At 68.7% G+C, this 13,705-nt stretch carries 13 protein-coding genes; 7 read left to right on the top strand and 6 right to left on the bottom strand.

What is annotated here, in order from left to right:
- Positions 1-51 precede the first annotated feature (51 nt).
- The 3 genes from ACUDP5_RS24545 (at position 52) to ACUDP5_RS24535 (ending at position 2,318) form a co-directional block, all read left to right on the top strand.
- Positions 52-927, top strand: a complete 876-nt coding sequence (locus ACUDP5_RS24545) for an NAD(P)-dependent oxidoreductase (RefSeq protein ID WP_445657422.1) — start codon at positions 52-54, stop codon at positions 925-927.
- 69 nt (positions 928-996) lie between these two features.
- Positions 997-1,446, top strand: a complete 450-nt coding sequence (locus ACUDP5_RS24540; protein WP_445657421.1) for an acetyltransferase — start codon at positions 997-999, stop codon at positions 1,444-1,446.
- Positions 1,443-2,318, top strand: coding sequence for an alpha/beta fold hydrolase (locus ACUDP5_RS24535; protein ID WP_445657420.1), 876 nt, complete (start codon positions 1,443-1,445; stop codon positions 2,316-2,318). Before ACUDP5_RS24540 ends, ACUDP5_RS24535 begins: the two co-directional genes overlap by 4 nt.
- Positions 2,319-2,356: 38 nt before the next feature.
- Here ACUDP5_RS24535 and ACUDP5_RS24530 read toward each other — a convergent pair whose 3' ends face one another.
- Positions 2,357-4,681 (bottom strand): molybdopterin-dependent oxidoreductase, encoded by a 2,325-nt coding sequence (locus tag ACUDP5_RS24530; RefSeq protein WP_445657419.1) that lies wholly within the window; start codon positions 4,679-4,681, stop codon positions 2,357-2,359.
- Positions 4,682-4,912: 231 nt separating this feature from the next.
- Between ACUDP5_RS24530 and ACUDP5_RS24525 the strand changes: the two genes are divergently transcribed.
- Complete coding sequence (locus tag ACUDP5_RS24525; RefSeq protein ID WP_175191257.1) at positions 4,913-5,848, top strand: 4-hydroxy-tetrahydrodipicolinate synthase family protein; 936 nt, start codon at positions 4,913-4,915, stop codon at positions 5,846-5,848.
- A 136-nt stretch (positions 5,849-5,984) separates the two neighbouring features.
- The gene (locus tag ACUDP5_RS24520; RefSeq protein WP_445657418.1) at positions 5,985-6,992 is read left to right on the top strand and encodes a Bug family tripartite tricarboxylate transporter substrate binding protein; all 1,008 of its coding nucleotides are present in this window, start codon (positions 5,985-5,987) and stop codon (positions 6,990-6,992) included.
- 134 nt (positions 6,993-7,126) lie between these two features.
- On the opposite strand, the gene ACUDP5_RS24515 is transcribed toward ACUDP5_RS24520, so the two are convergent.
- The gene (locus ACUDP5_RS24515; RefSeq protein ID WP_263910039.1) at positions 7,127-7,636 is read right to left on the bottom strand and encodes a DUF1993 domain-containing protein; all 510 of its coding nucleotides are present in this window, start codon (positions 7,634-7,636) and stop codon (positions 7,127-7,129) included.
- Between the two features lie 235 nt (positions 7,637-7,871).
- On the opposite strand from ACUDP5_RS24515, the gene ACUDP5_RS24510 reads away from it, so the two are divergent.
- Positions 7,872-9,110 (top strand): MFS transporter, encoded by a 1,239-nt coding sequence (locus ACUDP5_RS24510; RefSeq protein ID WP_263910041.1) that lies wholly within the window; start codon positions 7,872-7,874, stop codon positions 9,108-9,110.
- Between the two features lie 45 nt (positions 9,111-9,155).
- Here ACUDP5_RS24510 and ACUDP5_RS24505 read toward each other — a convergent pair whose 3' ends face one another.
- From ACUDP5_RS24505 to ACUDP5_RS24490, 4 genes are all read right to left on the bottom strand, one after another.
- Entirely contained in the window at positions 9,156-9,761 is a 606-nt protein-coding gene (locus ACUDP5_RS24505) for an ATP-dependent Clp protease proteolytic subunit (RefSeq protein WP_175191252.1), read from the bottom strand.
- 62 nt (positions 9,762-9,823) lie between these two features.
- The gene (locus ACUDP5_RS24500; protein WP_445657417.1) at positions 9,824-10,180 is read right to left on the bottom strand and encodes an SRPBCC family protein; all 357 of its coding nucleotides are present in this window, start codon (positions 10,178-10,180) and stop codon (positions 9,824-9,826) included.
- Entirely contained in the window at positions 10,177-10,491 is a 315-nt protein-coding gene (locus ACUDP5_RS24495) for an ArsR/SmtB family transcription factor (protein WP_263910046.1), read from the bottom strand. Before ACUDP5_RS24495 ends, ACUDP5_RS24500 begins: the two co-directional genes overlap by 4 nt.
- Positions 10,492-10,596: 105 nt before the next feature.
- Positions 10,597-11,652 (bottom strand): sensor domain-containing diguanylate cyclase, encoded by a 1,056-nt coding sequence (locus ACUDP5_RS24490; protein ID WP_263910048.1) that lies wholly within the window; start codon positions 11,650-11,652, stop codon positions 10,597-10,599.
- A 181-nt stretch (positions 11,653-11,833) separates the two neighbouring features.
- On the opposite strand from ACUDP5_RS24490, the gene ACUDP5_RS24485 reads away from it, so the two are divergent.
- A complete protein-coding gene (locus ACUDP5_RS24485) occupies positions 11,834-13,681 on the top strand; it encodes a methyl-accepting chemotaxis protein (RefSeq protein WP_263910050.1) in 1,848 nt (615 codons plus the stop codon).
- The last annotated feature ends 24 nt before the right edge of the window (positions 13,682-13,705 follow it).

The raw sequence follows: 13,705 nt of genomic DNA, 5'->3' as shown, positions 1-13,705 counted from the left end.
CCCGCATTCAGCGCACTCATTTTGCTCACCAGAAACACGCAGGAGACACGCATGACTATCGGATTCATCGGCCTGGGCGTCATGGGGACGCCCATGGCGCTGAACCTGGCCCGCGCCGGCACGCCGCTGGTGGCCTGGAGCCGTTCGGGCGGCAGCTTCGACGCCTTGCGCGCGGCGGGCGCCCATATTGCCGACACGATCGATGAGGTCTACGCGCTATGCGGCACGGTCATCCTGATGCTGGCCAACGACGCCGCCATCGACGCCACGCTGGGCCGTGGCACGCCAGACTTTGCCACGCGGGTGCAAGGGCACCTGATCGTCAACATGGGCACCACGTCGACGGACGTCTCGCGCCAGCTGGGCGCGGACATCCGGGCGGCCGGCGGCCGATATGTCGAGGCGCCGGTGTCCGGCTCGCGCAAGCCCGCCGAAGCCGGCCAACTGGTGGTGATGCTGGCCGGCGAACCCGACGACGTGGCCGCGATCCGCGCGCTGGTGCAGCCGCTATGCCGCGACAGTTTTGTCTGCGGCGCCGTGCCGTCGGCGTTGGCCATGAAGCTGGCCGTGAACCTGTTTTTGATCACCATGGTCACCGGCCTGACCGAATCCGTGCATTTCGCCGAACGCCAGGGCATCGACCTGGCGCTGTTTGCCGACGTGCTGAACGCCGGGCCGATGGCCAGCGACGTGTCCCGCGTGAAACTGGGCAAGCTGGTCACGCAGGACTACTCGGTGCAGGCCGCCATTACCGATGTGCTCAAGAACAGCCGCCTGGTGGCCGAGGCCGCGCGCAGCATCGGCATCGCCTCGCCGCTGCTGGACGCCAGCCATGCGCTCTACGGCGAAACCGAGGCGCTGGGCCTGGGCACGTCCGACATGGTGGCGGTGATCCGCGCCATCGAACAACGCACCGCCGCGGGTTGAGCCGCGGCGCGGGCCGGCAAGCGTGTATCTTGCCGCCTTCTTCCGAACTGACACTGCCTTTCTTGAATCATGTTCACGCTTAGACCCTCCACGCCCGCCGATGGCGCCGCCGTCGTCGACATCTGGCGCCGCGCCGTCGATGCCACGCATCACTTTCTGACCCCCGAAGACCGCCAAGCCATCGACGCCGAAGTCGTGGGCTTTTTGCCCGCCGCCACGCTCGATCTGGCCGTGGACGAGGCTGATCGCCCCGTCGCCTTCATGCTGCTGGACGGCGACCGCATGGAAGCCCTGTTCGTGGACCCGGACCATCGCGGCGCGGGCGTCGGCCGCCTGCTGGTGCAGGATGCGCTGCGGCGCCAGCCGGAATTGGCGACGGACGTGAACGAGCAGAACGGCCAGGCCGTGGGCTTTTACGAACGGCTGGGTTTCGAGCGCATCGGCCGGTCCGGCCAGGACAGCCAGGGGCGGCCGTATCCGCTGATCCATCTGCGCTATCGCGGCAACGTGCCGGCATGAATCCGGTCTACAAGTCCGAGCGCCACGCGCAAGCCGTGCGCGCGGCTTACGACGCCGCGCTCGCCCACTGGCCGCAAGGGTGGGTGCGCCAGACGGTGTCCACGCCCGTCGGCGATACGCACGTGCTGGTGTGCGGCCGCGAAGATGCGCCGCCGCTGGTGTTGCTGCACGGCGCCCAAAGCACCGCAGCCAGCTGGCAACGGCAGGCCGAGGCCTGGGCGCCGCATTTCCGCCTCTACGCCATCGACCTGATCGGTGAGGCGGGGCTGAGTGCGCCCGCACGCCTGCCGCTTGACGGCGACGCGCATGCCGCCTGGTTGCAGGCCGTGCTGGACGGGCTGGGCATCGCGCGCGCCGCGTTCTGCGGCATTTCGTTGGGCGCCTGGATGGCGCTGGACCTCGCGGTGCGCCGCCCGGCCCGGGTGGAACGCCTGGCGTTGCTGTGCCCGTCGGGCATTGGCCGGCAGAAGAACATCCTGCCCTGGGTCCTGCCGCTGTTGTTGCTGGGGCCGGCGGGGCGTGCGCTGATACGCCGCCGCATCATCGGCGTGCTGCCGGCCGATCCGGCGCCCGCCGATCGCGCCCAGTTCGACTTGATGCGCGCCATCGATCAGGGTTTTCGGTCCCGCTTCGGCAAGATTCCGGTGTTCAGCGACGAGGCCTTGCGCCAACTGGCGCCGCCGCTGCTCGTGGTGGTCGGGGGGCGCGACGTCATGCTGGACTCGCAGGGCACCCGCGACCGCCTGCAGCGCCTGGTGCCGCAGGCCAACGTGACGCTGCTGCCGCAAGAACGCCACTTCGTGCGCGGCCAGAACGAACGCGTGCTCGCTTTTCTGCGAGGCACCTCGACGGACACTGCGGCTGCGGCATGACGCGGGCCGCGCGGCGCGAGGCGGCTGCGTGCCGGCCGCTAGCGCGCGGCCGCGTCGCCGTCCGTCAGCGTTTCCAGCGCCGGGGGTTCAAACGCCTGCACCGCAGGCGCGGCGCCTTGCCAGCGTTCCACCTGCACCAGCGCCGACAGCGCGCTGGGCCCTTGCGCCAGCCGTGACGTACCCACGTCCACCGTCAGCACGTTGGGATTGCCGTGGCGTTCCAGCGCTGCGTCTTGCGGATCGAACCACGCCCCGGTGGGCATCACGACCACGCCGCGCAATAGATCGCCGCTGAGCTGCGCGCCGCCCAGGCAGGCGCCGCGGTCGTTGAAAATGCGCACCACGTCACCCTGCGCGATGCCGCGTTCGGCGGCATCATCGGGATGCAGCAGCACCGCTTCGCGTCCGGCCACCTTGTTCTGGCGGGTGGCGGGCGCGGGGTCCAGCTGCGAGTGCAGCCGGTCGGCGGGCTGGCAGGTCACCAGGTGCAGCGGCCAGCGCGCGGCGCGCTCGGCGCCCAGCCATTCCACCGGCGGCAGCCAGGCGGGGTGGGGCGGGCAGTCGTCGTAGCCGAATTCGGCGATGGCTTCGCTGTACAGCTCCAGCTTGCCCGAACGGGTCTTGAGCGGATGCGCGGCGGGGTCCTGGCGGAACGGTTCGAACAGCACGAAGTCGCGCGCCGGGGGCGGCAGCGCGATGTGGCCGCGATCCCAGAATTCGTCGAACGCGGGCAGCGTCAGTTGCGCGGCTTCCCAGGCTGGCCGCATCTGTTCGTAGATGTGGCGGATCCAGGCCATTTCGTCGCGGCCTTCGGTGTAGGCCTGTTCGAAGCCGCCGCGCGCGGCCAGTTCGCGGTAGATGTCGAAGTCGTTGCGGCTGTGGCCCACCGGCGCCACCGCCTGGCGCATGGCCAGGATGTAGCGGTCGCGCGACGAGCCGCCGATGTCGTTGCGTTCAAGCGTGGTGGTGGCGGGCAGCACGATGTCGGCGCGGCGCGCGGTGGGCGTCCACCAGGGTTCGTGCACGATGATGGTCTCGGGCCGCGTCCAGGCCTGCGCCAGGCGGTTCAGGTCCTGGTGGTGGTGGAACGGATTGCCGCCCGCCCAGTAGACCAGCCGGATGTCGGGATAGACGCCGGTCTTGCCGTTGAATTCATAGGACTCGCCCGGCGTAAGCAGCATGTCGGTCAGGCGCGCCACCGGAATGGACGTGGCGGCCGGGTTGCGGCCGGCGCGCATTTCAGGGGCGGGCAGGTCGGGGCGCGGATTGCCGGCGCCGTTCATGGACCCGTGGCCGAAGGCGAAGCCGCCGCCGGGCAGGCCGATCTGGCCCAGCAAGGCGGCCAGCGCCACGCTGCCCCAATAGGGTTGTTCGCCGCGATGGCCGCGCTGCAACGACCACGACAACGACAGCAGCGTGCGGCAGCCGGCCGCGGCCAGCGCCAGTTCGCGGATGGTGGCGGCAGGCACGCCGCAGATGGCTTCGGCCCAGGCCGCCGATTTGGGCTGGCCGTCGCGGCGGCCCAGCACGTAGTCGGCATAGGCCTCGAAGCCGTTGCAGTACTGGGCCACGAACGCATGGTCGTGGCGGCCTTCGACCAGCAGCGTGTGGGCCATGCCCAGCATCATCGCGGCGTCGGTATTGGGCCGGATGGGTATCCATTCGGCGGCCAGCGCATCCGGTGAGTCGCCACGGGTAGGGCTGATGACCACGCTGCGGATGCCGGCCTGGCGGGCCTGGGCCAGCCAGCCCGGGGCGCTGTGGTCGCCGGCGCCGCCGGAGGCGATCTGGGTGTTGCGCAAGGGGATGCCGCCAAACGCGATCAACAGCCGCGTGTGCTTGACGACGCTGTTCCAGTCGGTGATGCGGCCGGTCACCGGCGCGTAGGTGCCGATGATGTGGGGCAGCAGGAATTGGGCCGCGCCCCAGCTGTAGTTGCCCGACTGGTCGACGCAGCCGCCGCCGGCGTACAGGAAGCGGTGCGTCAGCGTGCGCGCATGGTGCAGCCGCCCGGCCGACGACCAGCCGTACGAGCCGCCGAAGATCGCGGTGGGGCCATGTTGCGCGCGCACCCGTTGCAACTCGCCGTGCACCAGATCCAGCGCCGTATCCCAATCGACTTCGACATAGCCGTCCACGCCGCGCAGTTCGGGCGCGCCGCGATGTTTCAGCCAGCTGGCGCGCACGCTGGGCCGCGCGATGCGCAGCGGCGAATGCACCATATCGGGCATCGTGTGGATAAGTGGGGACGGGGCCTGGTCATGGGCGAAGGGCTCGCAGCCCACCACGCGGCCATCGCGAACCAGCGCGGTGTAGGCGCCCCAATGAGACAGGGACGGATGACGGGAAGTCGCTTCGGGCATGAGGGGCGGGGCGGTCAAAAACGTATTGTTATGGAAATCCTCATAACTTAAACGCATTGCCTTAGAAATTCTTTGTCTTTCGGACCCGCTTAAAGTGTGGAAAATAGAAAAATTTTCGGGGCCGCTCTTCCTATACTGCGTAAGCAACAAGGGGAATGGTCAGGTGGTAGCGCCGATCAGGCGCACCCCTGGCTTTTTAGTCGAGCAGTCCTTCCGCATGTGGAGTGGTTCATGAGCAAAATGAAAATCCAGGGGTCCTTCGTCGCTATCGTGACGCCGTTCAATCGCGACGGCAGCGTCGATTTCAGCGCCTTTCGCAGCCTGCTGAAGTTCCAGGAGGACAACGGCACCGCCGCGGTGCTCATCATGGGCTCCACCGGCGAAGTGTCGCTGCTGTCCCCGGAAGAGCGCCGCCAGGTCATCGTCGAGACGGCCAAGATGAAGAGCGGCAAGATGAAGCTGTTCTACGGCTGCACGGGCAACAACACCGACAGCACCATCGAATACCTGAAGTTCGCGCAGGCCAACGGCGCCGACGGCGCGATCCTGGCCGCACCCGCCTACATCTGCGCGTCCGAAGCCGATACCGAAGCCTATTTCCTGGAAGTGGCCGACGCCACAGACCTGCCGCTGGGCATCTACAACAACCCCCCGCGGGTCAAGAGCGACCTGCACTGGGACCAGCTGCTGCGCATCTTCAAGCACCCGAACTACGTGGTGCACAAGGAATCGACCACGCGCGTGGGCCAGGTGGCGCAGGTGCTGCGCGGCCGTCCCGACGTGTCGGTGATGTGCTGCGATTCGCCCAATCTGGGGCTGGTGGTGCCCACCATGAGCCTGGGCGGCCACGGCACCGCCAACATGACCGGCAACATCGCGCCGGCTGAAATGGCCGACATCTCGCGTCCGTGGGACACGCCCGACGTGTCGGTCAGTTTCCGCGAAGGCTACCTGGGCCTGCTGCCGATGCTGCACTACTCGTACTCGGCCATCAACCCGGTGGCCATCAAGTCGCTGATGAAGGCGGTGGGGCTGCCGGTGGGCGACCTGCGCCGTCCGCTGCGCGGCCTGGAGGGCGAGGCCCTGGCCAAGGGGCTGCGCATCGTGCGCGAACTGGGGCTGGACACCAAGTACGGCTTCAGCTCCGCGCAGCTCAAGGCGGCCTGATTTCCCCGTCCGGCGGCGTGAGGCCGCCGGACCCATCCTGACGATCCACGGCATGGCGGACGCGCGCATCGCGTCCGATGGCGTGGACCGCTGCTGCGCGCTCGAAATGACTGCGCCATCGCCGAGAGAGACCATCATGTCCCGATTCCTGTCCCGCCCCACGCCGCTCAAGCGGCTGCTCAGCGTCGCCCTGCTGGCCGTGGGGGCGCTGTCCGGCGCCGCCGCGCTGGCCGAAGACGCCTATCCGCAGCGCCCCATCACGCTGGTGGTGCCGCACCCGCCCGGCGGTTCCGTCGACGGTGTGGCGCGGCTGTATGCCGAGCAGCTGGGCAAAGAGCTGGGCCAGTCCGTGGTGGTGGAAAACCGCGCCGGCGCTTCGGGCATGATCGGCGCGGCCTACGTGGCGCGCGCGGCGCCCGACGGCTACACGCTGTACCTGAACGCGTCGATCCACGCGATCAATCCGCTGCTGTACAAGAAGACCATCAAGTTCGACTCGGTCAAGGACTTCACGCCGATCAGCGAATTGGCCCAGGGCGCGTTGATCTTCAGCGTCAACCCCAAGGTGCCGGCCAACAATGTGCAAGAGCTGGTCAAGGTCCTGAAGGCGGACCCGCAGAAGTATTCGTTTGCCACCACCGGCTTCGGCTCGGCCGGCCACCTGGCCGCGGCCTCGTTCCTGTACGACAACGGCCTGGACCAGATTCCCATCGTGCTGTATCGCGGCGGCGGCCCGGCCCTGTCGGACATGGTGGGCGGCCAGGTGCAGGGGCTGATCGACCCGATGCTGTCGTCCTTGCCGATGGTGCGCGCGGGCAAGCTGCGCGCCGTGGCGCTGACCGGGGCCGAGCGCAGCCCGTTGCTGCCCAACGTGCCCACCATGAAGGAACAGGGCCAGAAGAACTTCGAGTTCTATTCCTGGTACGGCGTATGGGGCCCGGCCAACCTGCCGCAGCCGATCCTGCGCAAGCTGGAATCGGTGTCGGCCAAGGTGATGGCCAGCCCCAAGATCGTCGAACAGCTGAACGGCCTGGGCTTCGAGCCGTCGGTGAAGGACTCGGCGGCGTTTGCCAAGTTCATCGATGCCGAGATGAAGCGCTACCAGGTCATCATCGACCAGGCCAAGATCCAGATCACGGAATAGTCCAGGCGCGGGCCGACTGGCGACGCTGGCGTGACCGGGCATGCCAGCCGCCCGGTCACCCCGTGATCCTGATCAGCAGGCTGGGCCGGGCGGGTGAGCCGCCGGCCGCTTGAGCCCCTGATCCGCGCTGCGGATCAGTACGCGCCCATGTAGTCGCGCTTGCCGATTTCCACGCCGTTGTGGCGCAGCAGGTCGTAGGCGGTGGTGACGTGGAAGAAGAACTGCGGCAGGCCATAGTGCAGCAGGTAGGCGCTGGCGCTCAGCTTCTTTTCCTTGGGCGTGCCCGGGCGCAGCACGATTTCGCGGCCTTCGCTCTGGGCGAACTGGTCCGGCTGGAACGAGCCGACGTGGGCCAGGGCCTTGGCGATCAGGGCTTGCAGCTCGGCAAACGTGGTTTCGGTGTCGGGCCAGGACGGCACGTCGGCGCCGGCCAGGCGCGACGAAATACCCTTGGCGAAGTCGCAGGCGATCTGCACCTGGCGCACCAGCGGGAACATGTCGGGGAACAGGCGTGCCTGCAGCAGCGCGTTGGGGTCGATGTTCTTGGCGACGACGTGGGCCTCGGCCTTTTGCAGCACGCCGGACAGGGCGGTGAGCATTTGCGTGAGGACGGGCACGGAAGCCTGGTACAGGGGGCTGGTCATGGTGGACTCGCTGAAAGAAGGGGCGCGGAAAATGCCGCGCGGCGCTGCAAGACTAACAGCATTCCTGTGACAGCCGGGGGGCGGCGGCAGCCGTCGGCCGCCGGCAGGCAGAGTTGCCGCTGGGGGGTAGCCGCAATACCGGTATCGGGGCTGGCCTTGTTGCCGTGGGCCCGGCTGGCAACAATCCGGCAGGCGCGCGGGCCTTTCGCCGCGACAACCCACGAGGATTCCTTACATGACTTCCCCCACGGCCAGCGCCGCGCCGGACGAAAACGTCCACTGGCGGCGCAATCTGGCGGTCTGTTTCGCCGGTTCGTTCAGCACCATCGTGGCGATGACGCTGCTGCTGCCGTTCCTGCCGCTGTACGTGGAAGAGCTGGGCGCGGTGGGCCATGCCGCCATCGTGCAGTGGTCGGGCGTGGCGTATGGCGCGACGTTTTTCGCGGCCGCGCTGGTGGCGCCGCTGTGGGGCCGGCTGGGCGACCGCTACGGCCGCAAGCTGATGCTGGTGCGCGCCTCGCTGGGCATGGCGATCTGCATGTCGTTGACGGGCATGGTGCAGTCGGTGTGGCAACTGGTGCTGCTGCGGCTGCTGGTGGGTTTTGCGGGCGGGTATGCGTCGGGCTCGACCATCCTGGTGGCGATGCAGGCGCCCAAGGCGCGGTCGGGCTGGGCCCTGGGCGTGCTGTCGGCGGGCATCATGGCGGGCAACCTGGTGGGGCCGCTGATCGGGGGCGCGCTGCCGCCCTTGATCGGCATCCGCGCCACGTTCCTCCTGGCCGGCGGCGTGATCTTCCTGGCGTTTCTGGCCACCGTGTTCCTCATCAAGGAAATGCCGCGGCCGCCCAAGGCCCGTGCCGATGGCCCGAAAAAAGGCGGCTGGGCGCAGATTCCCGACAAGCGTCCGGTGGTCGCCATGCTGGCCACCGGCATGCTGCTGATGTTCGCCACCATGTCGATCGAGCCCATCATCACCGTCTATGTGGGCGAGCTGGTGGCTGACCCGGCCCGCGTCACGCTGGTGTCGGGCGTGGTGATGTCGGCGGCGGCGCTGGGCGCCATCCTGTCGGCCTCGCGGCTGGGCCGGCTGGCCGACCGCGTGGGCCACTGGACGGTGATCGTGGGCGCGCTGGCCGTGGCCGCGCTGCTCTTGATTCCGCAGGCCTTCGTGACCGCGGGCTGGCAGCTGGTGGCGCTGCGCTTCCTGATGGGCTTGGCGCTGGGCGGACTGCTGCCTTGCGTGACCAGCGTCATCCGCCACAACGTGCCCGACGGCGTGGGCGGCAATGTGCTGGGGCTGTCGATTTCGGCGCAGTACGTGGGCCAGGTGGCGGGCCCCTTGCTGGGCGGCTTCATCGGCGGCCATTTCGGCATGCCGGCCGTGTTCCTGGGAACCGCGGCGCTGCTGGCCGTGGGGGCTGCCGTCAACGCCGTGCTGCGTGCGCGGCACCAGCGGCCGTTGGCCCAGGCCTAGCGCGACGTCCGTGCGGCGAGCCTGGCGGCCTGCCGGGCGCCCTCATCAATTCCCCATCGTGCGCGGGTCCATCACGCGGTCGATCAGGCCCCATTGCACCGCTTCTTCGGCGCTCAGGTAGCGGTCGCGGTCCAGGCTGCGTTCGACGTCTTCGTAGCTGCGCCCGCAGTGTTCGGCGTACAGCCGGATGATGCGCTGCTTGGTGCGCTGCATTTCCTCGGCGTGGATCAGCATGTCCGACGCCTGCCCCTGGAAGCCGCCCAGCGGCTGGTGCACGTGCAGGCTGGCGTTGGCCAGCGCGGCGCGGTGGCCGGGTTCGCCGGCCATCAGCAGGAACGAGCCCATCGACCGCGCGGTGCCCATGCACAGCGTGTGCACCGGCGACTTGATGAACTGCATGGTGTCGTACATGGCCAGCCCGCTGGTGATGACGCCGCCGGGCGAGTTGATGTACAGGTGGATCGGCTTGCCGGGGTTTTCGGCTTCCAGGAACAGCAACTGCGCGCACACCAGGGCCGACACGGCGTCGTTGACCTCGCCGGACAGAAAGATGATGCGTTCGCGCAGCAGGCGCGAGTAGATATCGAAGGATCTTTCGCCGCGGCCGGACTGTTCCACGACCATCGGGACGAGCTGCATCGTGTCGCGCATGGGCGAGCTCCTGTCAGGCGGCCGCAGAACGGCCGCGCATTGAAAAACAAAAAAGGGTGGTGTCAGGCGGCCAGCTTGAACGCCTGCCAGGGGCCGTTGGCGGCCTGCGGCACGGGCCGCGCCAGCCGGGCGTCGTCCGGTGTGTGGATGATGGTGAGGCGGGTGCCGCCGTCGGCGGTGGGGTGCAGCTGGAAGGTCACCACGCTTTCCAGGCAGGGCGGCAACGTATCGCGCAGGCGGTAACGGACCTCGACCCCGGGCGTGGCGGCCAGCGGTTCGGCGTCGGCCAGCTCGGTGCCGGGCAGCCATTGGTCGCGCAGCGCCGGGATGCTGAGGGCGCGCCAGACTTTCTCGGGCGGGGCGTCCAGGGTGTAGTCCAGCACCAGCGTCGTGTCCGGGTCGGGGGCCGTGGCGTTCATTGGTCCATGTCCTTGAGCAGGGCCTTCAGGGCGTCGACCCGTGCCGGCCAGTAGGCGCGGTACTTGGCCAGCCAACCGGCGATCAAGGCCAGGCCGTCCGGGTCGACTTCGTAGTTGACGAAGCGTCCCTGGCGCTGTTCGCGCACCAGCCCCGCCTGACGCAATACCGCCAGGTGCTGCGAGACGGCGGGCTGGCTGACGGCCATGCCGTCGCGCAGCGCGCTGGCGTTCATGCTGCCTGCGGCGAGCTTGTCGAAGATCGCGCGGCGGGTCGGGTCGGCCAGGGCCTTGAAGATGTCGTTTTCCAGCATGGCAACACATTAGCAAATACTTATGTGTTGTGCAAGCCCCGGCAGGATGGGGCGGTGCCCGCCGGCCGGCCGGGCCTCGGCCGACGGCCCGGACCGGCCCCGATGTCAGTGGATCGTGCGCGCCGCCTTGCGCGCCCGCTTGATCTCATACATGCGCGCATCCGCCAGCCGTACGGCTTCTTCGGCGGCCAGGCCGCGCGGGTCCAGCGCCACCACGCCGACGCTGGCGCCTTCGTACGGCAGGGCGGTGTCGCCCAACGGGTAGCGCCCGACCGTGGCCGCGGTGGCCCGGTCTTCGAGCGAGCGGGCGGCTTCCTGGGCGTCGCCGCGTTCGGCGTCCTGGCCCGGGGCGGCATCGCCGCGCGCCAGCGCGGGCCCGGGGCCGATCAGTACGAACTCGTCGCCGCCCAGTCGCCCGACCATGTCGGAGGTGCGCACCGCCATGGCCAGTCGCCGCGCGATTTCCTGCAGGAAAACGTCGCCCTGCTGGTGACCGTAGGTGTCGTTGATGCCCTTGAAGCCATCCAGGTCGACCACGCCCACCAGCACGCTGCCGCCTTCGCGCAGCGCGCGGCTGCGCAGGCGGTCCAGCTCTTCGTAGAGCGCCCGTCGGTTCGGCAGGCCGGTCAGCGGGTCGGTCAAGGCATAGGCCATCAGCTGCGCGTTGGCCTGGCGCAGTTCCGCCACCAGTTGTTCGCGTTCGATGAAATTGGCGATCACGCTGGAAAACAGCCGCAGGATGGATTCGGCCTGCGGCGCCACGGGCTGCTGGCGGGCGCTGGCGCCGCAGAGCGTGCCCAGCAGCAGGCCGTCGTCGGTGCGGATGGGCGCGCTGACATAGGTCTGGATGCCCAGTTGCCGCGCCGCGTCGGAATCGGGCCAGCAGGTGGCGACGTCGCTGGTGGCCATGCGGCCTTCGTCCAGCGCGCGCTTGCACAGCGTGTCGGACCACGGCACCGACAGGCCTTCGGGAATCTGCAATCGGCCGACATTGCGTGCGTAACGGACGTGCTGCCGGTCGGCGTCGGGGTCGATCGATGTGAGGTAGGTGGATTCCAGGCCCGTCACGGTGCCCAGCATGTCCAACAAGGGGCGCGTCAACTGCTCGACCGATTTGGCCGCCTGCAGCGACGCCGACAATTCGGCAAGAATGGGGTCCAACGAAAGCTCCCTGGAAAACGCTGGCATTTCGCCGCCGGCCTGCGGCCGACGGTCGCACCATTATGCCTTGGCCCTAAAGTCCCATGTTGCACTGCCGTAAGTCAGGGTGACGTGGCCGCAAAGGCCGCGTACCTGGATACCCGTGCCCTCCGGCATGGGCAGTTGCAGTCAGAAGGCAAGCATGAAAATCACCTCGTTGCGCAACAGGATCCTGTTGATTACCTGTGTCACCGTCATCGGCGCGCTGGTGCTCTCGGGCATCGTCACGTACCAGATCGTGCGCGACAACATGATGGCGACCATCTCGGCCGACCTGGACGCCATCGCCGCCGGCAATGCCAGCGCCATCGAACGCTGGTCGGCCGACAAGGCCCAGGCCGTCACCGCCACCGCCGCCGTGATCGAAAAGGGCGACCCGCGCGGCCTGGCCAAGCTGATGGGCGAGACCAATGGCTTTCCCATCACCACCGTCGGCTGGTCCGACAAAAGCTATCTGTCGACCACGCAGACGGCCGCCGACTACGACCCCACGGCACGCCCCTGGTACAAGAGCGCGGTGGCCGCGGGCAAATTGACCGTGACCAAGCCCTATGGCGATTCGGGCACGGGCAAGCTCTACGTGGCCTTCACCACGCCCATGGTGCGTAGCGGCCAGACCGTCGGCGCCCTGAGCGGGGCCGTGCCGCTGGACGGCATCCAGGCCATCATCAAGGCCATCCGGCCCACGCCGTCCAGCCTCGCGTTCGTGCTGGCCACTGACGGCCAGGTGATCTCGCACGTGGACGACAAGCTGGCCTTGAAGCCGTCCACCGACGTGGCCGCCGAGCTGACGCCCGCTGTCCTGGCCACGATGGCGCGCGACGGCGCCACGCCCGTGGCGGTGTCGCTGGCCGGCGTGCCCAAGCTGCTCAAGGCGCGCGCCATTCCGGGCACCGACTGGTTCCTGGTGATCGCGCTGGACCGCGCCGAAGCCACGGCCGGGCTGACGCAGGTGCTCAACGCCACCTTGATTTCGGTGGTGGTGCTGACGCTGGTGGCGGTGCTGCTGGCCAGCGTGGTGACCTCGCGCGCGTTCAAGCGCCTGTCGGCAGTGCGCGACGCCATGGACACCATCGGCTCGGGTGACGGCGACATGACGCACCGGCTGGCGGTGGTGGGCCATGACGAGGTGGCGCAGATCTCGGCGTCGTTCAACGCATTTGTCGACAAGATCAGCCACGTCATGCTGGACGTGCGCACCGGCGTGCATTCCATGACGGCCGCCACCAGCGAAATCGAAATGGGCAATCGCGACCTGTCGCAGCGCACGGAAACGTCGGCCGGATCCTTGCAGGAAACCTCGTCGGCGCTGACGCAGCTGACCTCCAGCGTGCGCCAGACCGAAGAGACCGCGGAACAGGCGACGCGCCTGGCCACCGAAGCCAGCTCGGCCGCCGAGCGCGGCGGCCAGGTGGTGACGGACGCCGTCACCACGATGAGCGCGATATCGCAGTCGTCCGAACGCATCACCGAGATCATCAGCGTGATCGACGGCATTGCCTTCCAGACCAACATCCTGGCGCTCAACGCCGCCGTGGAAGCGGCCCGCGCGGGCGAGCAGGGCCGCGGCTTCGCGGTGGTGGCGGGCGAAGTGCGCACGCTGGCGCAGCGCAGCGCGGCATCGGCGCAGGAGATTCGGGGCTTGATCCAGAACTCGGTGCAGAACGTCAAGAGCGGCACCGAGCGGGTGCAGGCGGCCGGGGTGACCATGGGCGAGATCGTCGATGGCATTTCGCGCGTGCAGCGCCTGGTCGCCGAGATCCACGGCGCCATGGCGGAACAGAGCGTGGGCATCAGCCAGATCGATCGCGCGGTGTCGGACATGGACCAGGCGACGCAGCAGAACGCGGCGCTGGTGGAAGAGTCGGCGGCCGCATCGGCCATGCTGAGCGACCAGGCGCGCGCCCTGGCCGGCACCGTGGCGCTGTTCAAGCTGCGCGACGATGCGCAAGCGGCGGGGCAACCGCGCCTGGCCCTGGCGCACGCCTGACGGCGCGCCGTCACGGGACGGCCT

Source organism: Achromobacter sp. NCFB-sbj8-Ac1-l (assembly GCF_052695805.1).
Note: the sequence above shows the minus strand (reverse complement) of the source record. Positions and strands in the feature narration are given on the sequence as shown.

Excerpts from the sequence above, each read along its gene's own strand:
- ACUDP5_RS24545 (WP_445657422.1), top strand. The coding sequence starts at position 52 with ATGACTATCGGATTCATCGGCCTGGGCGTCATGGGGACGCCCATGGCG.
- ACUDP5_RS24540 (WP_445657421.1), top strand. The coding sequence starts at position 997 with ATGTTCACGCTTAGACCCTCCACGCCCGCCGATGGCGCCGCCGTCGTC.
- ACUDP5_RS24535 (WP_445657420.1), top strand. The coding sequence starts at position 1,443 with ATGAATCCGGTCTACAAGTCCGAGCGCCACGCGCAAGCCGTGCGCGCG.
- ACUDP5_RS24530 (WP_445657419.1), bottom strand. The coding sequence starts at position 4,681 with ATGCCCGAAGCGACTTCCCGTCATCCGTCCCTGTCTCATTGGGGCGCC.
- ACUDP5_RS24525 (WP_175191257.1), top strand. The coding sequence starts at position 4,913 with ATGAGCAAAATGAAAATCCAGGGGTCCTTCGTCGCTATCGTGACGCCG.
- ACUDP5_RS24520 (WP_445657418.1), top strand. The coding sequence starts at position 5,985 with ATGTCCCGATTCCTGTCCCGCCCCACGCCGCTCAAGCGGCTGCTCAGC.
- ACUDP5_RS24515 (WP_263910039.1), bottom strand. The coding sequence starts at position 7,636 with ATGACCAGCCCCCTGTACCAGGCTTCCGTGCCCGTCCTCACGCAAATG.
- ACUDP5_RS24510 (WP_263910041.1), top strand. The coding sequence starts at position 7,872 with ATGACTTCCCCCACGGCCAGCGCCGCGCCGGACGAAAACGTCCACTGG.
- ACUDP5_RS24505 (WP_175191252.1), bottom strand. The coding sequence starts at position 9,761 with ATGCGCGACACGATGCAGCTCGTCCCGATGGTCGTGGAACAGTCCGGC.
- ACUDP5_RS24500 (WP_445657417.1), bottom strand. The coding sequence starts at position 10,180 with ATGAACGCCACGGCCCCCGACCCGGACACGACGCTGGTGCTGGACTAC.
- ACUDP5_RS24495 (WP_263910046.1), bottom strand. The coding sequence starts at position 10,491 with ATGCTGGAAAACGACATCTTCAAGGCCCTGGCCGACCCGACCCGCCGC.
- ACUDP5_RS24485 (WP_263910050.1), top strand. The coding sequence starts at position 11,834 with ATGAAAATCACCTCGTTGCGCAACAGGATCCTGTTGATTACCTGTGTC.